The following is a 20,326-nucleotide window of genomic DNA, read 5'->3' on the forward strand; positions in this document are numbered from 1 at the left end:
CCGCCCGTTCACTGCGTGATCAACCACATCTGCGTACCGCCTCCGCCGCGATCATCATCGGTGATCCGGGGGCCGCGTCACAAACCCGCACTCACAGAACGCATTATTTGCGTCATTGAGCACGACACCCCCCGGACCCTCCCGTAGTGGTGCAGGACGGTCGGATCGGTGGCCGGCACCGGCGCCACCGGCGGCGGACCCACATAGGGTGGTCGTCCATGACATGGCTGATCACAGGCGGGGCCGGATACATCGGGGCACACGTCGCGCGGGCGATGGCGGACGCAGGGGAGCGCGTCGTCGCCCTCGACGACCTCTCGGCCGGGGTTGCGAACCGGCTTCCGGAGAGCATTCCGCTGGTGCAGGGCTCGTCGCTGGACGGGGACCTGCTCAAGCGGGTCCTCGCGGAGCACGCGGTGACGGGTGTGGTGCATCTCGCCGCGCGCAAGCAGGTCGGCGAGTCCGTGGCCCAGCCGACGCGCTACTACCAGGAGAACGTGGGCGGGCTCGCGACGCTTCTGGAGGCGGTCGCCGGGGCCGGCGTCAAGCGCTTCGTCTTCTCCTCGTCCGCCGCCGTCTACGGCAACCCGGATGTGGACCTCATCACGGAGGACACCCCCTGTGCGCCGATGAGCCCGTACGGCGAGACGAAGCTCGCCGGGGAGTGGCTGGTCCGCGCGGCGGGCCGGGCCCACGGCATCGCCACCGTGTGCCTGCGCTACTTCAACGTGGCGGGTGCGGCCACGCCCGAGCTGGCCGACACCGGCGTGTTCAACGTGATCCCGATGGTCTTCGACCGCCTCACCCGCGACGAGGCCCCGCGGATCTTCGGCGACGACTATCCGACGCCGGACGGCACCTGCGTCCGTGACTACATCCACGTCGCCGACCTCGCCGAGGCACACCTCGCGGCGGCCCGGCGGCTGGCCGGCGGCGCGACGGGCGACCTCACGGCGAACATCGGCCGTGGGGAAGGGGTTTCGGTACGTGAACTGCTCACGTTGATCGGCGAGGTCAGCGGGGACACCCGGCGGCCGGTCGTCGAGCCGCGCCGCCCCGGGGACGCGCCGCGCGCCGTCGCCTCGGCCGGGCCGGCCGCGCGGGAACTCGACTGGAGCGCGCGGCGCGGAGTCCGGGAGATGGTGGAGTCGGCGTGGCGGGGATGGGTGCTGCATCACCCCCGAGTGCAGGATTAACGATCTTGACCATGCTCTGACCTGCGCATCGTTTCCGCAGGTCAGAGCATATGACAACGGTGTTCAGTGCCGCGTTGCCGGATACCCCCCACCCGTAGTTCACTGTGATCTCGGGCAGAGCACAGGAGGCGGCTTCCATGGGGGCTGGGCACGATCACGGGCACGCGCACGGCGCGCCCACCAGCGGCACGGCGGCAGCCGCGTACCGCGGGAGGCTGCGGGTCGCGCTGTCGATCACGCTCACCGTGATGGTGGTCGAGATCCTCGGCGGCCTCATGGCCGATTCCCTCGCTCTCGTCGCCGACGCGGCGCACATGGCGACGGACGCGGTGGGGCTGGGCATGGCACTGCTCGCGATCCACTTCGCCAACCGCCCGCCCAGCGGCAACCGCACGTTCGGCTACGCGCGGGCCGAGATCCTCGCCGCGCTCGCCAACTGTCTGCTGCTGCTCGGTGTCGGCGGCTTCGTTCTGTACGAGGCGATCCACCGTTTCGTGACACCCGCGGACACCGAGGGCGGTCTGACCATCGTCTTCGGTCTGATCGGTCTGGTCGCGAACACGATCTCGCTCACGCTGCTGCTGCGCGGCCAGAAGGACAGCCTGAACGTGCGCGGCGCCTTTCTGGAGGTGGTGGCGGACGCGCTGGGTTCGGTGGCGGTGATCATCTCCGCCGTGGTGATCATGACCACCGGCTGGCAGGCGGCCGACCCGATCGCCTCGATCCTCATCAGCATCATGATCGTCCCGCGCACATGGAAGCTGCTCCACGAGACGCTCGACGTACTCCTGGAGGCGGCGCCCAAGAACGTCTGCATGGCGGAGGTGCGCGCCCACATCGTGGCCCTGCCCGGCGTGGAGGACGTGCACGACCTGCACGCCTGGACCATCACGTCGGGCATGCCGGTCCTCTCCGCCCACGTGGTCGTCAGCTCCGACGTCCTGAACGCCATCGGCCACGAGAAGATGCTCCACGAGCTCCAGGGCTGTCTGGGCCATCACTTCGACGTGGAGCACTGCACCTTCCAGCTGGAACCGAGCGGGCACGCGGAGCACGAGGCGAAGCTCTGCCACTGAGAGGCCCCATCGGGAGGCTCCTGATCCAGCGGGCTCTTAATTCGCGGGTGCGGTCGGTACCTCCGGTGCTAACGTGGCCGGAGATCCGAGGAGGAGGTGGGTTGATGACTGTCGCGTTCGGTGCCGCTGTGCGCGGCGACAGGTGCATCCCCATCCTCCGGGTCCACGGCTGACCCACGCCGAGCGGCGTGCGCGGCGGCCCGGGCCCCCGCATCCAAAGGTTTCCCACGTTGTCCGAGCATCATGACTCGTCCGACCGCAACGCCCTCCACGAGGCGTTCTTCGCCCTGCGCCACCGACTGCCCCGGCAGGGCCCCGGCTCCGACGCCACCACCCGCCACCTGCTCTCACTCGCGGGCCCGCTGCCCGCCCGTCCCCGCGTCCTCGACCTGGGCTGCGGCCCCGGCCGCTCGGCGCTGCTCCTGGCCGCCGAGGCCGCGGCCGAGGTGACGGCCGTCGACCTGCACGAACCGTTCCTCGACGAACTGCGGACGGCCGCCGAGGCCCGGGGTCTGACCCCCTCGATCGAGACCGTCCACGGGAACATGGGAGATCTCACCCACCCCGACGGCTCGTTCGACCTGGTCTGGGCCGAGGGCTCGGCCTATCTGATCGGTTTCGACACCGCCCTGCGCCTCTGGCGGCGGCTGCTCGCCCCCGGCGGCACGCTGGTTCTCACCCATTGCGTGTGGACCACCGACACGCCGTCCGACCAGGCCCGCGTGTTCTGGGAGGACGACTCGTTGCGCACCACCGACCAGGACACCCGGGTCGCGCGCGACGCCGGGTACTCCGTTCTGGGGGTGTACCTCCAGCCGGAGTCCGACTGGGACGAGTACTACGACGCGCTCGGCGTCCACGCCGACGTGGCCGATGTCACCCGGCCCGGCATGGCCGAGGCCGTGGCGGGCGCCCGGGCGGAGATCGCCATGCGCCGCGAACACGGGAGGGAGTACGGCTACGTGGGCTATGTCCTGCGTCCGGTCACCGTCGGCGACTGACGCGTCCCGTCCGCCCGGTGCCCGCGTCGGCGCCTGCGTCCGTCGCCGTACGGCGGGTGCGCCGCGCACCGCGGTGAACCGGCCGCGGACTACGGCGTCCGGCCCGGGTTCGACGGGCCGCACGAGCCCCGGCTCCCGGGGTCCGGGCGAACATCTGATGGCCCCTGTCCTGGACGGTTCCCCGTCCGTGGCACCGGGCACGATCAAGTGTCCGGCCGCTTTCGGTGACTGACAGACGTCGGCCACGTGTCCCGCTCCGGGCTCCCGGAGCGGGACATGCGGGGAGCCGCGAAGTGCCGGGAGTGCCGGTTTCGTACGGCAGACTTGGGGCTCGAAGACCGATGCGAAGGATGGGTATGCCGATCACACCTGCCACCGCGACGCACAGTTCGTCGAACGGCACCGTTGAAGCGATCTTGCTCGAGTTGGTCGACGAGGACGGCAACACGATCGGCACGGCGGAGAAGCTCGCCGCCCATCAGCCACCGGGACAGCTGCACCGGGCCTTCTCCGTGTTCCTCTTCGACGAGCACGGCCGGCTGCTGCTCCAGCAGCGTGCCCTGGGCAAGTACCACTCCCCCGGTGTCTGGTCCAACACCTGCTGCGGCCATCCCTACCCCGCCGAGGCGCCCTTCGCGGCGGCGGCCCGGCGGACGTACGAGGAACTCGGCGTGTCGCCCTCGCTGCTCGCGGAGGCGGGCACGGTCCGCTACAACCACCCGGACCCGGATTCGGGCCTGGTGGAGCAGGAGTACAACCACCTCTTCGTCGGCATGGTGCAGTCGTCGCTGCGCCCCGATCCGGAGGAGGTCGGGGACACCGCGTTCGTGACGGCCGCCGAGCTCATGGAGCGGCACGCGAAGGACCCCTTTTCCGCGTGGTTCATGACGGTCCTGGACGCGGCCCGTCCGGCGATCAGGGAGCTGACGGGCCCGTCCGCCGGCTGGTGACGGACCCGTCCCCGCGAAAACTCCCCCGGATCGCTAGACGATGCTCACAGTGAGCGGCAGGGCGGCCCAGATCACCTTGCCGCCACTCGCCGTGTGCTCGACGTCGCACACCCCGCCCGACTCCCTGGCGACCTCCCGCACCAGCAGCAGCCCACGGCCGCCGGTCTGGCCGTGGTCGGCCTCCAGGGCGGTGGGGCGGTAGGGGTGGTTGTCCTCCACCGAGACCCGCACCCACTCGGCTCCTACGGCCACCTCCACGGCGAGCATCGGGGACAGCAGTGCCGCGTGCCGTACGGCGTTCGTGACCAGTTCGGAGACGATCAGCAAAAGCCCGTGGACGAGGTCGTCCGAGACGGGCACTTGTTGACGGAAGAGCAGGTCACGAACGGCGTGTCGTGCCTGCGGAACCGAGGCGTCGATGGCGGGAGCGGTGAACCGCCACACCCCCTCGTACGGCAGCGGACCCGGCGGTCTCCGATCGGGAGGCCCATCCCCGGCGCCTTCAGGGCGGGAGTCGAACCCCCGCCCGTGGTTCTCCATCGTCCGGTCGCCACCCTTACGCTCGATTGTCACCACACGTCGAGTGTTGGTAACGCGCTGGTCCGGACCGCATCCCTGAACAGAAGTCAGCGACTATCGACGGCTTCTGACCGTTGGCGTATGGCACGGTCAGCCGCGCGACCGCTCCTGTCCGTGTGGTGTCTGCTTCGAGAACTATTCGGGTTGTACGGGTTGGGCGCCGGGCTCGCCCGATTCGTCCGTCAGCGGTCGCGCCCCGAGACCAGATGTACGATGCGCCGCCCGCCGAAGCCGGTGGCGATCAGGCCCAGCCCGTCGAAGAGCAGCGCGAGCGAGAAGAAGCAGCCGATGACGTACTTGCTGCTGCTCGGCCAGTTGTCCAGCACCAGGATGCCGAGGAGCAGGTCGAAGGCGCCCTGCAGGAGGGTCCAGCCGAACTGCGTACCGCGCACCACGAGGCTGCCGACCAGCCGGAACACCCCGCCGGTCAGGAACAGCAGGGCCGCGAACATGGTGAGCGCCTCGGCCGCGGCGTCCGGGCGGCGGAGCACCACCACTCCGGCCGCGATGTTCAGGGCCGCGACCACCACCCCGAGCCAGAAGAAGTTGGTGCCGCGGGCCTGAACGGCGTGCAGCAGTCCGACCGCGCCGCCGATCAGCAGCAGCCAGCCGAACAGGATCATCGAGGTCAGGGTCGCGACGCCGGTGTAAACGAGCCCGACGAGTCCCGCGATCACCAGGATCACGCCGAACGCGGCGGTCCAGCTGAGGCCGCGGTTCAGTTTCGTGGTCGCGTCGCTCGGCGCCCGGTCCTTGGTCCTGGCCATCAGCGCCTCCTCGCGCGCGGCCCCTTCTTGATCGTACGTTCGAGGGTTGCGGATAGCATCCGGCCTATGGAGCCGCAGCTGCTGCACAGCGTCGGCGACGGGGTCGCCACCGTCGTCATTCACCACCCGGCCAAGCGCAACGCCATGACGGCCGGCATGTGGAGGGCGCTGCCGCGCCTGCTCGACGCGCTCGCCGCCGACCCGGAGGTCCGTGTACTGGTGCTCACCGGCGAGGGTGACACCTTCTGCGCGGGGGCCGACATCTCGACACTGCGGGGCTCCTCGGACGAGGCACAGGGGCTCGCCATGAAGGCGGAGGACGCGCTCGCCGCGTTCCCCAAGCCGACGCTCGCGGCGATCCGCGGGTACTGCGTCGGCGGCGGGTCCCAGCTCGCGGCGGCCTGCGACCTGCGGTTCGCGCAGGAGGGCGCGCAGTTCGGAGTGACGCCGGCGAAGCTGGGGATCGTCTACGCGGCCTCGGCCACCCGTCGGCTGGTGTCGCTGGTGGGTCCTGCGACCGCCAAGTACCTGCTGTTCTCGGGCGAGCTGATCGACTCCGAACGGGCGCTGCGCACAGGTCTGGTGGACGAGGTGCTGCCCGAGGGCGAACTCGGCAAGCGGATGGGGGAGTTCACCCGCGTCCTGGCCACGCGGTCGCTGCTGACGCAGGCGTCCGCCAAGGAGTTCGCCAACGGGCGGACCGACCGGGACGCGTACTGGGCCGAGCAGGCGCGCGGGAGCGACGACACCGCGGAGGGCGTCACCGCGTTCCTGGAGCGCCGGCCGCCGCGCTTCACCTGGACCACGCCGGTGTCCACCGCCACCACCACTCGGTCGTCGTCCACCGCGACCACTCCGCCGTCCGCCGCGACTACTCCATGATGAAGCGGCTCTTCGCCCGGAACTCCGCCACGAGATGTGCGGGAGCCTTCTGCGGTGACCCGGCGTCGTAGGGCGGCTGCGGGTCGTACTCCGTCATCAGCTGTACGGCCTGCGCGTGTTCGTCGCCCGCGATCCGTCCGAGCAGGGCGAGCCCCATGTCGATGCCGGACGACACGCCGGCCGCGGTGACGTACTTCCCGTCGAACACCACCCGCTCCCCGGTCGGCTCGGCGCCGAACCGCTTGAGGTGGTCGAGGGCCAGCCAGTGCGAGGTGGCCCGGCGGCCCTCGAGAAGCCCGGCGGCGGCCAGCAGCAGGGAGCCGGTGCACACGGAGGTCGTCCAGGTGCTCGTGGCGTCGGCGGCGCGCAGCCAGTCCAGCAGGACCCGGTTCTCCATCTGCGGGGTCTGGCCCGGTCCGCCGGGGACCAGGACGATGTCCGGGTGCGGCACCTCGGCCAGGGTCCTGTCGGCGGTCAGGGCCAGGTTGCCGCTCTCGTTGCGGACGGGGCCGGTGTGCTCGGCGACGAAGACGGTCTCCGCGTCGGGCAGGCGGCCGAGGGTCTCGTAGGGTCCCACGGCGTCCAGGGCGGTGAAGCGGTCGAAGAGGACGATGGCGATCTGCATCGGGTTCCTTTCCACGGGCGGGTGGGGCAGGGCCGTCAGGTGAGGGCTGGTCAGCGGGTGGGCGCGGGGCGGAAGCGGCGCCGGTACTCCGCCGGTGCCGTGCCGAGCGTCTTCAGGAAGGCACGGCGCATCGCCTCGGGGGTGCCGTAGCCGCAGGCGCGGGAGATCCCCTCGACTCCGTCGGCGGTGTCCTCCAGGAGGCGCCGGGCGTGTTCGAGGCGGACGCGGTCGACGTACCGGCCGGGGGTCATGCCCGTCTCGGTCTGGAAGGCGCGGGCGAAGTGCCGGGGCGAGAGCCGGGCGCGGGCGGCGAGCGACTCGACGGACAGGTCGTCGCCGGGGTGCTCGGTGATCCACTGCTGGACCTCGCGGAGCGGTTCGCGCCGCGCCGTCTGCGCGGCCAGCTGGGCGCTGAACTGGGCCTGGTTGCCCGGGCGCCGCAGGAAGACGACGAGGTGGCGGGCGACCGTCAGGGCGGCCTCGCGGCCGAGGTCCTCCTCCACGAGTGCGAGGGCGAGGTCGATGCCGGAGGTGACGCCGGCCGAGGTGGAGACCTGTCCGTCCCGCACGTAGATGGGGTCGGGGTCGACCTCGACGGCCGGGTGGTCACGGGCGAGCTTGTCGCAGTACGCCCAGTGGGTCGTCGCGCGGCGGCCGTCCAGGAGTCCCGCCTCGGCGAGCGGGATGGCGCCGGTGCAGACGGACACCAGGCGCTCGGCGCGCGGCCCGTGCGCGCGCAGCCAGTCGGTCAGCCGGGGGTCGGGGCGCCGGGTGCCCCGGCCGCCCGGGACCAGCAGGGTGTGCGGGGCGGGCGCGTCGGCGAGGGGGTGGTCCGGGACGAGGGTGAGGCCGCTGGTGGTGCGCACGGGTGCGCCGTCCAGGGAGGCGGTGTGGATGCGGTACGAGCCGCCGCGGAGAGCCTCGGCGCCCGCGAAGACCTCCACGGGGCCCGTGACGTCGAGGCTCTGCACGTCGTCGAAGAGGACGACCAGGACGGTTCGCATGGTCTCGATTCTTGGCGGGTGGAGTGATGGCCGCAATGACGAGTACCCCACCTTTCCTGCCATCGCCCCTCCCGCCTTCCCGGCGTACCGACCAGTCGGTAACCTTCGGGCATGACCACACCTCTGCCGGAGCGCGCCGGGCGGCGCTGCCACAACGTTCTCAACCCGCTGCACTCGACGCACTACTTCTCGCCGGACCTGGGCCGGGAGCTGGCCGCCGTCGGGATCGAGGACAGCAGCGGCGCGTACTTCGCCGTGCGGGCCGCCGCCATGGGGCCGGTGGGTCCCGGCACGGTGACGGCGACGTTCTACAACTTCCGCCACGAACTGGTGGCCCGGCATGTGCCCGAGGTGTGGGAGAAGGCGTCCCCGCAGACCGTCCTCGCCGCACGCGCGCGTGCCGTCGACGCGACCTGGCGGCGGCTCCTCGGCGAGGACGTCCTCGCCTCCAAGGAGGTCGCCGAGGCGGCGGAGCTCGCCCTTCGGGCCGCGGAGGCCTGCACCAGGACCGCGCGTCCGCTGTACGCGGCGCACGCCGACCTGCCCGTGCCCGACGCGCCGCACCTCGCCCTCTGGCACGGCGCCACGCTGCTGCGCGAGCACCGGGGCGACGGTCACCTCGCGGCGCTGCTCGACGCGGAACTCGACCCGGTGGAGGCCCTGGTGAGCCACACCGCGACCGGCAAGGGCATGGCCCCGAAGTGGGCACTGGGCACGCGCGGCTGGTCGCGGGCGCACTGGGACGCGGCGGTCGAACGGCTGCGCGAGCGTGGACTGCTCGACGCGGAGGGCGGGTTGACCGAGGCGGGGGCGGCCCTGCGCCAGGAGATCGAGAACCGCACGGACCGGCTGGACCGTGCCCCGTACGAGCATCTGGGCGCCGCGGGCGTGGAGCGCCTCACCGAGCTGGCGCGGGGCATCCTGACGCGGGCCCTGGCGGCCGGCGCGTTCCCCGAGGGCATGACCGGCAAGGGCTGATGTGACTGGTGGAGATAGCTGTCACTCGGAGCGACAGCCGACCTGGAGTTCGGGGCTCACGAGCTGCGGTACTTGTCCACCATGGCCAGGAACACCTGCAGATTCGGGACACTCTTGGCCATGGCGCGGGCCCAGAAGGCCGATTCGCCGGTCTTCATCACGGCGACAGCGCCGCCGCCGAGCTTGACCTGCGCCACCTGGGTCCAGGGCAGCAGCTGCTTGCGGTGCGCGATGCCGGCGGTGGAGAGGTCGAACTCGCCGAAGTCCAGGACTTCGCCGGCCAGGAACGCCTCCTGCACCGTGGTGCCTTGGGCCCGCAGTACCGCTCTCTGCATGGCCGGGGCCCAGGTGCCGGCGTCTTGGTAGAAGTTGGTGACTGTCACGCTCGCCCCCGGGGTCATCGCCACGCAGGTGTGCAGGATCGGGCCCGGTATGCCGTTGATGACCTTTTGTACCTGCTCCTCGTAGAGCCGGACCCGGTCCCACCGCACGGCCACCGTGCCCGCACCGGTCTCCTGGTCGGCGATCATGCCGTGCTCGAACAGGTGCAGCCGCTTTGCCCCCTGCCGGTGGTTGAAGTCCGGATAGCGGCGTAGCGATACGTAGTAGAAGACCACGGCCGGCACCACAAAAAGGAAGAACAGTACCGTGAGCGTCAGGTAGAACGACGACTTCACGATCACCCCGAACCGCTGGGGCCTGAAGGTGGCGGTCAGCGCACCCAGTTCGTGCTGTGCTGCCAGTTCAGCAACGGCGGGGGGCAGGGGTGCCAGGGGGACAGTCGCGGGCATCAGTCTCAACTTCACTAGGAGAGGGGTCTGTTGCCTGCTCATACCAGGCGATACGCGCAGCCTCTCCTACTCTGCTCCCTCCGTCCAGAAGATCACTGAAATTCTGGCCTCGTGCCAGTCATTGCCCATTGAGAAGATCGTCCCCGTGACCACCCCGCTCCACAACGATCGAATCCTCGGTGACCGTCCCTTCACCGAGGTCGGCCTGGCCGTCGGTATCGCGATCATGTGACAACCATCTGGCCCGACCAGTCACAGCTGACAGCGCCGATCGGCGCCCTGATCCCCCGTTGTCGGTGCCACCTGCCACAATTGCCGCGCAACCTCAGTGGAGAAGGCGGTACGGGATCGTGACGACACCCCTCGTAGGGTCCATCGAAGGCAGGATCGCCGAGGAGCTCGGCGTACGGGAGCGGCAGGTCAAGGCCGCCGTCGACTTGCTCGACGGCGGGTCGACGGTGCCCTTCATCGCCCGCTACCGCAAGGAAGCGACCGAGATGCTCGACGATGCGCAGCTGCGCACCCTCGAGGAGCGGCTGCGCTATCTGCGGGAGCTGGAGGAGCGGCGCACGGCGATCCTCGAATCGGTGCGCGAGCAGGGCAAGCTCACCGAGGAGGTGGAGGCGCAGATCCGGGGCGCCGAGACGAAGGCGCGGCTCGAGGACATCTATCTGCCGTTCAAGCCGAAGCGGCGCACGAAGGCGCAGATCGCGCGCGAGGCGGGCCTGGAGCCGCTGGCCGAGGGCCTGCTCGGCGACCCGTCGGTCGACCCGCTCGCCGCCGCGACGGCGTTCGTCGACGCGGACAAGGGCGTCGCCGACCCGCAGGCCGCGCTGGACGGCGCCCGGTCGATCCTCACGGAGCGGTTCTCGGAGGACGCCGACCTGATCGGCGAGCTGCGCGAGCGCATGTGGGTGCGCGGGCGCCTGGCCGCCAAGGTGCGGGACGGCAAGGAGGAGGCGGGCGCCAAGTTCGCCGACTACTTCGACTTCGCCGAGCCCTTCAAGGAGCTGCCCTCGCACCGCGTCCTCGCCATGCTGCGCGGCGAGAAGGAGGAGGTCCTCGACCTCGTCCTGGAGCCCGAGGAGCCCTCCGAGCAGCCCGGCCCCTCCTCGTACGAGGGGATCGTCGCCCATCGCTTCCAGATCGCCGACCGCGGTCGTCCCGGCGACAAGTGGCTCACGGACACGGTCCGCTGGGCCTGGCGGACCCGCATCCTCGTGCACCTCGGCATCGACCTGCGGCTTCGGCTGCGCACGGCCGCCGAGGACGAGGCGGTGAACGTCTTCGCGGCGAACCTGCGGGACCTGCTGCTCGCCGCCCCGGCGGGCACGCGTGCGACGCTGGGCCTCGACCCCGGTTTCCGTACGGGCGTCAAGGTCGCCGTGGTCGACGCGACCGGCAAGGTCGTGGCGACGGACGTCATCTACCCGCACGTCCCGGCCAACAAGTGGGACGAGGCCATCGCCAAGCTCGCCCGCCTCGCCAAGGAGCACGCGGTCGAGCTGATCGCCATCGGCAACGGCACGGCCTCCCGCGAGACCGACAAGCTCGCCGGTGAACTCATCACCAAGCACCCGGAGTTGAACCTCACCAAGGTGATGGTGTCCGAGGCGGGGGCGTCGGTGTACTCGGCGTCCGCGTTCGCCTCGCAGGAGCTGCCCGACATGGACGTGTCGCTGCGCGGCGCCGTCTCCATCGCGCGCCGCCTCCAGGACCCGCTGGCCGAGCTGGTGAAGATCGACCCGAAGTCCATCGGCGTCGGGCAGTACCAGCACGACCTGTCCGAGGTGAAGCTCTCCCGGTCCCTGGACGCGGTGGTCGAGGACTGTGTGAACGGCGTGGGCGTGGACGTGAACACGGCCTCCGCCCCGCTGCTCGCCCGCGTCTCCGGCATCACCTCCGGGCTCGCGGAGAACATCGTGGCGCACCGCGACGCCAACGGCCCCTTCAAGTCCCGTACCACTCTCAAGAACGTGGCCCGGCTCGGCCCGAAGGCGTACGAGCAGTGCGCGGGCTTCCTGCGCATCCGGGGCGGGGACGACCCGCTGGACGCGTCCAGCGTGCACCCTGAGGCGTACCCCGTGGTGCGGCGGATGGTGAAGACGGCGGCCAGCGAGGTCGCCTCCCTGATCGGCAACACCGGTGTGCTGCGCTCGCTCAGGCCGACCGACTTCGTGGACGAGACGTTCGGTCTGCCGACCGTCACGGACATCCTCAAGGAGCTGGAGAAGCCCGGGCGCGACCCGCGGCCCGCCTTCAAGACGGCCACCTTCAAGGAGGGCGTCGAGAAGATCTCCGACCTGGCCTCCGGGATGGTGCTCGAGGGGGTCGTCACGAATGTGGCCGCGTTCGGGGCCTTCGTGGACATCGGCGTCCACCAGGACGGTCTGGTGCATGTCTCGGCGATGTCGAAGACGTTCGTGAAGGACCCGCGCGATGTGGTGAAGCCGGGTGACATCGTCAAGGTGAAGGTGCTCGAGATCGACATCCCGCGCAAGCGGATCTCTCTCACGCTGCGGCTCGACGACGAGGCGACTTTGTCGGACCAGCAGGGTGGGGGCGGGCGTCCGCAGCGGGGTGGCCGGCCTCCGCAGCAGCGCCAGCAGCAGCGTCAGCCGCGGGGCGGGGCGAGCGGAGGTGGCGGCGGCGGTTCGCGGCAGGCCGCTCCGCCGCCGGCCAACAGTGCGATGGCCGACGCGTTGCGGCGGGCGGGGCTTGTCGATCCCAAGAAGGGCAGGCGCTGAGCGGCTGAGGGTGCGTGGGGAACTGCGGGTCGTTCGTGGTGAGCGCGCAGTTCCCCGCGCCCCTTTCGGGGCGCCGCACCGACCCCGGATCCTGAAGCGCCCAAGACCGTTCGGGGCGTGCGGCTGAGCAGACTCACACCTGCTCAGTCCAGAGGGAACGGTATGTCGTGGACTACCCCGCGATGGCGCGCCGGCCGGCCACGGCCTGGTGCCGCGACAGGCACTGGTTCAGCGTTCGGTCACCTTGCCCGCCGCCACTTCCAGCCGGCGTGTGGTGTGGACCGCGTCGAGCATGCGGCGGTCGTGGGTCACGAGCAGCAGGGTGCCCTCGTACGAGTCGAGCGCCGACTCCAGCTGTTCGATCGCGGGCAGGTCGAGGTGGTTGGTCGGCTCGTCGAGGACGAGGAGGTTGACGCCACGGCCCTGGAGGAGGGCGAGGGCCGAACGGGTTCGCTCGCCGGGAGAGAGGGTGGCCGCGGGGCGCAGGACGTGTTCCGACTTGAGGCCGAACTTGGCCAGCAGGGTGCGGACCTCGGCCGGCTCGGTGTCGGGGACGGCGGCGCTGAACGCGTCGAGCAGGGACTCGGAGCCGTGGAAGAGCTTGCGGGCCTGGTCGACCTCACCGACGACGACGCCGGAGCCGAGAGTCGCGTGACCGGCGTCCAGCGGGACCCGGCCGAGCAGGGCGCCGAGCAGGGTCGACTTGCCCGCGCCGTTGGCGCCCGTGACGGCGACCCGGTCCGCCCAGTCGATCTGGAGGGTCGCGGGGCCGAAGGTGAAGTCGCCGCGCCGCACCTCGGCGTCACGCAGGGTGGCGACGACGGCGCCGGAACGCGGAGCGGCCGCGATCTCCATCCGCAGCTCCCACTCCTTGCGCGGCTCGTCGACGACGTCCAGGCGCTCGATCATGCGCTGGGTCTGCCGGGCCTTGGACGCCTGCTTCTCGCTGGCCTCGCTGCGGAACTTGCGGCCGATCTTGTCGTTGTCGTTGTTCGCCTTGCGCCGGGCGTTCTTCACACCCTTGTCCATCCAGGAGCGCTGCATCTGGGCGCGGCCTTCGAGGGCGGAACGCTTGTCGGCGTACTCCTCGTAGTCCTCGCGGGCATGCCGGCGGGCGGTGTCACGCTCCTCCAGGTAGGCCTCGTAGCCGCCGCCGAAGAGGGTGATCTGCTGCTGGGCGAGGTCGAGTTCGAGCACCTTGGTGACCGTGCGGGTCAGAAACTCGCGGTCGTGGCTGACGACGACGGTGCCCGCGCGCAGCCCGGCGACGAAGCGTTCGAGCCGCTCCAGGCCCTCCAGGTCCAGGTCGTTGGTGGGCTCGTCGAGCAGGAAGACGTCGTAGCGGGACAGGAGGAGCGAGGCGAGTCCGGCGCGGGCCGCCTGGCCGCCGGACAGCGAGGTCATCGGCTGGTCGAGGTCGACGCCGAGCCCGAGGGTGTCGGCGACCTCCTCGGCGCGCTCGTCGAGGTCGGCGCCGCCGAGGTCGAGCCAGCGTTCCAGGCTCTCCGCGTACGCGTCGTCCGCGCCCGGCGCGCCGTCGACGAGTGCCTGCGTCGCCTCGTCCATCACGCGCTGGGCCTCGGCCACACCGGTGCGCCGGGCCAGGAACTCCCGGACGCTCTCGCCCTCCCGCCGCTCCGGCTCCTGCGGCAGATGCCCGACGGTCGCCGACGGCGGGGAGAGCCGCAGCTCCCCCTCCTCGGGTGTGAGCAGTCCGGCGAGCATCCGCAGCAGGGTGGACTTGCCCGCGCCGTTGGCACCGACGAGTCCGATCACGTCTCCGGGCGCGACCACGAGGTCGAGCCCGGAGAAGAGCGAGCGGTCGCCGTGTCCGGCGGCGAGGTTCTTGGCGACGAGAGTGGCAGTCATCAGGAGGCCGATCCTAACGGCCCGGCCGCCGAGGCCGCGCCCCCGTTCGTGTGCGGGGCCGCACCCGCGTTCGCGTACGGCCCGCTCAATGGGCCATCGCCTCCACCAGCACACTCCCCGAGGTCCGCGCCACGAGGAAGGACTCCCCCTTCACGGCCTTGGCGTCCAGGGCGATCCGGTGTCTGCCCGCTTCCAGGATCCCGTCGAAGACCTCCTCGGCGTGCGTGCGGTACAGCCGGTCGATGCGGTACGCGGTGATCTGGACCCGGCAGGTGGAGGTGACCTCGATGCCCGCCTCGCCGTCGGCGGCGACCAGGCGGGTGAGGCGGCGCAGTTCGTGGGGACTGCGGTCCAGGGCGTGCTCGATCTGGGCGACGAGGAGCGGGATGACGGGGGCCAGGCCGTCGACGTAGGCGACCTCGACCCCGGCCCGCTCGAAGGACCGCCGTACGGCCGCGCGCTCCTGCTCGCCGACGGCGCGCCCGAAGGCCACCGCGCCGTACCCGCGGAGTTCCTCGGCCGGGACGTCGGTGGCGTCACGGGTGATGTCGGCGCCGATGCCGATGGTGCGCAGGGCGGCGGCGAGCTTGGCGAGCACGGCGACCCTGGCGCCGATGAGCAGGACCCGGCGGCGCGCCCCGGGGTCGCCGAGGAGCAGCGAGTTCAGGGCGCTGCGGTACTCGGCGCCCTGGAAGCGGAACGGCCCTATCCCGTGGTAGCCGTTGAGCTCGAGATCGGCGTGTTCGCCGGTCTGCCAGGCGAAGTCGCGCCACACGTAGTCGTCGCTGGAGTCGTCCTTCTCGATGACGGCGGTCACGGCACCGCATTCGATGCCCTCGCACTCGGGACAGCCGTAGATCACGTAGCGGCCGTCGTCGAGCGGAGCCTCGGCCTCCAGGAGGAGGCTTCGGACCTGGGCGGTGAAGATGGCGGGTGGTACGTCGGAGGCGAGCGGGGAGACCGCGTCGAGGTCGGAGAGCTGGTACAGCAGCGGGCGGCCGTCGACGATGAAGTCGACGAAGTCCCGGTGCACTTGGTAGTCACCGTTGGCGAGGACTCCACCGGCACGCATCGCCGGTGCCAGGCCGAAGGTCGCGTACTCGGCAGACATGCTGTGAGTATCCCCAGACTGGGAGTGATGTGAGCACGGCATGACATATTCCGCTAACGTCCCGGCATGGACAACGCGCGCAGCGGTGACGTGGTCGTGGTCGGTAGCGGTGTCATCGGGTTGACGACGGCGGTCGTCCTGGCCGAGCGCGGCCGGCGGGTACGGGTGTGGGCGCGGGAGCCCGGCGAGCTGACCACCTCGGCCGTTGCCGGCGCGCTGTGGTGGCCGTACCGCATCCGGCCGAAGGCCCTCGCGGGCGAATGGGCCCTGCGATCACTCTCCGTGTACGAGGAGTTGGCGAGCCGCCCGGCGGAGACGGGCGTACGCCTGGTCGAGGGCGTACAGGGCGAGACGCGACTGGACGAGCTGGAGCCGTGGACCGCCCGGGTGCCGGGGCTGCGGGCGGCGACGGCCGAGGAGTACGCGGGTACGGGGCTGTGGGCGCGGCTGCCGCTGATCGACATGCCGGCGCATCTGCGCTGGCTGCGCGAGCGGTTCCTGAAGGCGGGCGGGACGATCGAGACACGGACAGTGACGGATCTCGCGGAGGTCGAGGCGCCGGTCGTCGTCAACTGCACGGGTCTGGGTGCCCACACGCTGGTACCGGATCCGGCGGTACGGCCCGTGCGCGGGCAGCTCGTGATCGTGGAGAACCCCGGGATCCGCACCTGGCTCGTGTCGACGGACTCGGACGCCGGGACGACCACCTATGTCTTCCCGCACCCGGACCGGCTCGTGCTGGGTGGCACGACCGACGACGATGACTGGTCGCTCACGCCGGATCCGGGGGCGGCCAGGTCGATCGTCGAACGGTGCGTGGCGCTGCGGCCGGAGATCGCCGGGGCGCGCGTGCTCGGCCATCGGGTGGGGCTGCGGCCGGTGCGCGACGCGGTCCGGCTGGAGCGTGAAGTACTGCCGGACGGGCGGGTGTTGGTGCACCACTACGGTCATGGCGGCGCGGGCGTCACGGTGGCCTGGGGCTGTGCGCGGGAGGCGGCCGGGCTCGCGCTGGGCGAGGAACCGGCCGCCGTGCGCCCTTGAGGGTGTCAGTGGATCAGTGAGTCTCCCCCGGCACCCGGAGGGCACTGCCCGGATCGCGTACGCCGTCGAGGCCGGCCGTGCTCGCGGCGGCGGTGGATCCCGCCGTCGCCCTGGCGAAGGCCTCGGCGCCGCCGACGAACGGCACGCGGGCCGACGTACGGGACAGGTCCAAGGTGAGAGTCGGCGTGCTGGACGGCGGGTCGATGAGGTCCTTGTCGGTGCCCGCGACGATCAGGGCGAGACGGTGGCCCGCCGGGACGACGTGGTCCGTGGCTGCCAGGTCGAGCGTGATCGTGTACGCCTTGCCCGGGGTGAGCGGGACGCCCTTGAGGTCGGAGGCGTAGTTGCCGAGGTCGGCCCAGCCCCGGCTGAAGACCGTGGCGGCGACGTCGGTCTTCTTCGCCTGGGTGGTCTTGTAGCAGGAGCTGTCGCCGGTCGTGCTCGGACCCCAGCAGGTGCGGTCGGTGAGGGTGGTGATGCCCTCGCCGCCGTCGGCGTAGTCGCGGATGGTGTCCGGGCCCAGGTCGACCAGGACCGCGGAGAGGTGGGCGCTCGAGGTGGTCGGCGTGGCGGTGACGGTCACCTTGGAGGAGCCGGACAGACGCAGGTCACTGGTCAGCGGCTTGGTGACGAACCCGGCCTTCTCGGGGGTGGACCGGTCGAGGTGCGCGGCCCAGTCGGTCTCGCTCAGCTTCGGGTCGTCGGTGAAGGTCTCGGTTCCGGAGCCGGTCCGCAGTCCGAGGGTGCCGACGCCTGCCTGGGTGCCGGTGCCGGTGCGGAGGGTCGTCGTCCGGGTGGCGCGGGGCGGCCAGACGCTGGAGGTCACCCACTGGTCGGGGTGACGCTCGATGTCGGCCATCGGCTCGTCGTCGATGCCGTTGTCGTAGCCGAGAAGTTCGTGGTCGAACCAGCGGTGCAGGGTGTCGACCCAGGCGGCGCGGCGGAAGTCGAAGGGGTCGACATGGCCGGTCTGGGAGAGCCAGATCTTGCGCTCGACGCCGTTCTTGGCGAGGGCGCTCCACCACTGGCCGAAGTTCTTGGTGCGGACGTTGAGGTCCTGCATCCCGTGCACCAGGAAGACGCTCGCCCTGACCTTGCTCGCGTCCTTCACGTAGTCGCGCTCGGCCCAGAACCTGGTCCAGTCACCGGTGCGCGGCGCCCCGTCGACGAGCTTCTGCTGTACGGCGGCGCACTTGGCGGTGGCCTCGGGGCTGTCGACGTAGCCGGAGAGCCAGTCCGGGCCCGAGTCGTACAGCGGGGCGCCCTTGGCGAAGTAGTAGTCGTACCAGGAGGAGATGGCGCTGATCGGCACGATGGTCTTCAGGCCCTTGACGCCGGTCGCGGCGACACCGTTGGCGATGGTGCCGTCCCAGCTCTTGCCGATCATGCCGGTTCTGCCGTTGGTCCAGCTCGCCTGGGCCCGGTCCGCGCCGGTGCGTGTGGTGTAGGCCCTGGCCCGGCCGTTCAGCCAGTCGATCACGGCTTTGGCGGACTGGACGTCGGAGCGGCCGCCGACGTCCACACAGCCGTCGGAGCGATTGGTTCCGGCCAGGTCGACGCCGACGAAGGCGTAGCCGCGCGGCACGAAGTAGTTGTCGTAGAACAGCGGCATCTGGACGACGTCGCCGTTCGCGTCGTACGTCTTGAGCTGGCTCTCGTTGCCGCGCCCGCAGCAGGAGTAGTACGGGCTGGCGTCCATGATCACGGGAACCTTGCGGCCCTGCTGGGCGAGTTCGCGGGGCCGGACGATGTCGACGGCGACACGGTCGGTCTTCCCGTCTCCGTCGCCGTCGAGGCCGGTGTCCACCCAGACGGATTCGCGGATCGCGTTCTCGTACGAGTAGCTCGGGGTGCTCTCCCGGGGCGCGCCGTGTGCGGCGGCGGGGGCGAGGAAGACGGCCAGCAGGGCGGCGGTGGCCGCCGTCGCGAGCGATCTCCAGGTCGTGAAGCGCATACGGCGCGCTGGTTTCGGCATGCGCGGAAGGTACCCCGGCCAACTCCCGTACAAAAGAGGGTCTGTGGAGGCAGCCGGGCCTGAATCGGTCATGTCGGCCGAATGGCGATCGTGTGACAGGAGGGGCGATGGACAGGGTGACGGCACAGGGAGTCAATAGGCTCCGAACCGTCCTTGTTTCCCCACGACTTGGAGCTCTCCGTGCACCGCAGACTCATCGCCCCGGGCGCGCTCGCCGCCTCCCTGCTGCTGGCGATCCCGGCATCGGCGGCGGACTACACCCCCGGGGCGCCCGGTATCGGCGACCCCTACTACCCGGCCTATGGCAACGGCGGATACGACGTCTCGCACTACGACCTGCGGCTCCAGTACCAGCCGGCGACCGACGAGTTGCAGGGAACGGCGACCGTCCTGGCCACCACCACGCAGGACCTCTCACGCTTCGACCTGGACTTCCTGCTCGACGTGAGCGAGGTGCGGGTCAACGGGGCCAAGGCCTCGTTCACCACCTCGGGCCAGCACGAGCTGGAGATCACCCCGGCGACTGGGCTGCCGAAGGGCACGCCCGTCACGGTCGTCGTCCGTTACAGCGGGGTGCCCTCGACGAAGAGCGCGTACGGCTTCTCGACCTGGCACCGCACTCCGGACGGGGCCGTCGCGGCGGACGAGCCCGAGTCGGCCTGGTGGTGGTTCCCCAGCAACGACCATCCGAGCGACAAGGCCACGTACGACGTCTCGGTGGCCGTGCCGGACGGTACGCAGGCGATCTCCAACGGCACGCTTCAGTCGACGAGTTCACGGCTCGGCTGGACCCGCTACAACTGGCGGTCCAACAAGCCGCAGGCGACCTATCTCGCCACGCTCGCCATCGGGAAGTTCGACATCACGACGGGCACGACGTCCGACGGCGTCCCGGTCGTCAACGCGTACAGCAAGGACCTCGGCGACAACGACGGGCCCGCGCGGGCGAGCGTCGAGCGGACCGGGGAGATCGTCGACTGGCTGACCGGCTACTTCGGCCCGTACCCCTTCAGCTCGGTGGGCGGATACGTGCCGAACACCACCACCGGGTACGCGCTGGAGACCCAGACCCGCGTCTACTACAGCCCCAAGCAGTTCGCGAACGGCTCCAACACGTCCGTGGTCGTCCATGAGCTGGCGCACCAGTGGTACGGCGACGACGTGTCCCTGAAGGGCTGGAAGGACATCTGGATCAACGAGGGCTTCGCGCGGTACGCGCAGTGGCTGTGGTCCGAGCACGAGGGTGAGGGGACGGCGCAGGAGCTCGCGGACTACGTGTACGCCTCGCATCCGGCGGACGACGCCTTCTGGAAGGTCGCGCCGGGTGACCCCGGTCCGGACAACCAGTTCGACACCGCGGTCTACGACCGGGGGGCGGTGGCGGTGCAGGCGCTGCGCAACGAGGTCGGGGACGACACGTTCTTCGCCATCCTGAAGGGGTGGCCGCGGGAGCACGCGTACGGGAACGCGTCGGTGGGGGACTTCCAGAAGTACGCGGAGAAGGTCTCCGGCAAGTCGCTCGCCACGCTCTTCGACACCTGGCTGTTCAAGCCGTCGAAGCCGGCGGCGCCCGCGGCGCGGGGTGCGTCGATCGCGGAGGCCCCGGCCAGGGCGGGTGTCCCGGCGCAACCCAGGTCGTGGAAGAAGATCGCGGCGACCGATTCCGTCCACTCCGGCTGAACCGGTACCCCGGGCCCCTGGGTGGGGCCTTCGCCCGCTCGCCCGCCCTTCTCC

At 70.9% G+C, this 20,326-nt stretch carries 16 protein-coding genes and 1 pseudogene; 9 read left to right on the forward strand and 8 right to left on the reverse strand.

All coding sequences use genetic code 11. From position 1 onward, the window contains the following. Positions 1-218 precede the first annotated feature (218 nt). The 4 genes and pseudogenes from galE (at position 219) to idi (ending at position 4,223) form a co-directional block, all read left to right on the forward strand. Positions 219-1,196, forward strand: coding sequence for a UDP-glucose 4-epimerase GalE (gene galE / locus ACIQTP_RS06290; RefSeq protein WP_403396783.1), 978 nt, complete (start codon positions 219-221; stop codon positions 1,194-1,196). 137 nt (positions 1,197-1,333) lie between these two features. After that, the gene (locus ACIQTP_RS06295) at positions 1,334-2,272 is read left to right on the forward strand and encodes a cation diffusion facilitator family transporter (RefSeq protein ID WP_403396785.1); all 939 of its coding nucleotides are present in this window, start codon (positions 1,334-1,336) and stop codon (positions 2,270-2,272) included. A 230-nt stretch (positions 2,273-2,502) separates the two neighbouring features. Next, a pseudogene (locus ACIQTP_RS06300) lies at positions 2,503-3,255 on the forward strand (class I SAM-dependent methyltransferase); the annotation flags it as partial. 374 nt (positions 3,256-3,629) lie between these two features. Further along, entirely contained in the window at positions 3,630-4,223 is a 594-nt protein-coding gene (gene idi / locus ACIQTP_RS06305; RefSeq protein ID WP_403396787.1) for an isopentenyl-diphosphate Delta-isomerase, read from the forward strand. Between the two features lie 33 nt (positions 4,224-4,256). Here the strand turns inward: idi and ACIQTP_RS06310 are convergent, their stop codons facing one another. Next, positions 4,257-4,763, reverse strand: a complete 507-nt coding sequence (locus ACIQTP_RS06310; protein WP_403397284.1) for an ATP-binding protein — start codon at positions 4,761-4,763, stop codon at positions 4,257-4,259. 221 nt (positions 4,764-4,984) lie between these two features. Continuing rightward, positions 4,985-5,569, reverse strand: a complete 585-nt coding sequence (locus ACIQTP_RS06315; RefSeq protein ID WP_403396789.1) for an HdeD family acid-resistance protein — start codon at positions 5,567-5,569, stop codon at positions 4,985-4,987. A gap of 66 nt (positions 5,570-5,635) precedes the next feature. Here ACIQTP_RS06315 and ACIQTP_RS06320 point away from each other — a divergent pair, with 66 nt between their 5' ends. Beyond that, positions 5,636-6,451, forward strand: a complete 816-nt coding sequence (locus ACIQTP_RS06320; protein WP_403396791.1) for an enoyl-CoA hydratase/isomerase family protein — start codon at positions 5,636-5,638, stop codon at positions 6,449-6,451. Here ACIQTP_RS06320 and ACIQTP_RS06325 read toward each other — a convergent pair. After that, on the reverse strand, positions 6,441-7,076 hold the full coding sequence (locus ACIQTP_RS06325) for a DJ-1/PfpI family protein (protein WP_403396794.1): 636 nt from the start codon (positions 7,074-7,076) through the stop codon (positions 6,441-6,443). The two genes, ACIQTP_RS06320 and ACIQTP_RS06325, sit on opposite strands and share 11 nt — an antisense overlap. Before the next feature lie 50 nt (positions 7,077-7,126). Further along, the gene (locus ACIQTP_RS06330; protein WP_403396796.1) at positions 7,127-8,080 is read right to left on the reverse strand and encodes a GlxA family transcriptional regulator; all 954 of its coding nucleotides are present in this window, start codon (positions 8,078-8,080) and stop codon (positions 7,127-7,129) included. Positions 8,081-8,191: 111 nt separating this feature from the next. Between ACIQTP_RS06330 and ACIQTP_RS06335 the strand changes: the two genes are divergently transcribed. Further along, positions 8,192-9,058 carry a hypothetical protein gene (locus tag ACIQTP_RS06335; RefSeq protein WP_403396799.1) on the forward strand — a complete coding sequence of 289 codons (867 nt, stop codon included), beginning with the start codon at positions 8,192-8,194 and terminating at the stop codon, positions 9,056-9,058. A 56-nt stretch (positions 9,059-9,114) separates the two neighbouring features. Here the strand turns inward: ACIQTP_RS06335 and ACIQTP_RS06340 are convergent, their stop codons facing one another. Further along, positions 9,115-9,849, reverse strand: coding sequence for a DUF6585 family protein (locus ACIQTP_RS06340; protein ID WP_403396801.1), 735 nt, complete (start codon positions 9,847-9,849; stop codon positions 9,115-9,117). A 350-nt stretch (positions 9,850-10,199) separates the two neighbouring features. Between ACIQTP_RS06340 and ACIQTP_RS06345 the strand changes: the two genes are divergently transcribed. Continuing rightward, entirely contained in the window at positions 10,200-12,596 is a 2,397-nt protein-coding gene (locus tag ACIQTP_RS06345) for a Tex family protein (protein WP_403396804.1), read from the forward strand. Positions 12,597-12,824: 228 nt separating this feature from the next. On the opposite strand, the gene ACIQTP_RS06350 is transcribed toward ACIQTP_RS06345, so the two are convergent. Both ACIQTP_RS06350 and ACIQTP_RS06355 read right to left on the reverse strand, forming a co-directional pair. Then, the gene (locus ACIQTP_RS06350) at positions 12,825-14,465 is read right to left on the reverse strand and encodes an ABC-F family ATP-binding cassette domain-containing protein (protein ID WP_402048451.1); all 1,641 of its coding nucleotides are present in this window, start codon (positions 14,463-14,465) and stop codon (positions 12,825-12,827) included. Between the two features lie 85 nt (positions 14,466-14,550). Further along, complete coding sequence (locus ACIQTP_RS06355; RefSeq protein ID WP_403396807.1) at positions 14,551-15,576, reverse strand: oxidoreductase; 1,026 nt, start codon at positions 15,574-15,576, stop codon at positions 14,551-14,553. 66 nt (positions 15,577-15,642) lie between these two features. On the opposite strand from ACIQTP_RS06355, the gene ACIQTP_RS06360 reads away from it, so the two are divergent. Further along, positions 15,643-16,617: an FAD-dependent oxidoreductase gene (locus ACIQTP_RS06360; protein WP_403396809.1), complete on the forward strand. Its 975-nt coding sequence runs from the start codon at positions 15,643-15,645 to the stop codon at positions 16,615-16,617. Between the two features lie 13 nt (positions 16,618-16,630). On the opposite strand, the gene ACIQTP_RS06365 is transcribed toward ACIQTP_RS06360, so the two are convergent. Beyond that, positions 16,631-18,592, reverse strand: coding sequence for a Xaa-Pro dipeptidyl-peptidase (locus ACIQTP_RS06365; RefSeq protein ID WP_403396812.1), 1,962 nt, complete (start codon positions 18,590-18,592; stop codon positions 16,631-16,633). A gap of 180 nt (positions 18,593-18,772) precedes the next feature. Between ACIQTP_RS06365 and ACIQTP_RS06370 the strand changes: the two genes are divergently transcribed. After that, on the forward strand, positions 18,773-20,272 hold the full coding sequence (locus ACIQTP_RS06370) for a M1 family metallopeptidase (protein ID WP_403396814.1): 1,500 nt from the start codon (positions 18,773-18,775) through the stop codon (positions 20,270-20,272). Positions 20,273-20,326 lie beyond the last annotated feature (54 nt).

It is taken from the genome of Streptomyces sp. NPDC090798, assembly GCF_044768965.1.
Taxonomy (GTDB): domain Bacteria; phylum Actinomycetota; class Actinomycetes; order Streptomycetales; family Streptomycetaceae; genus Streptomyces.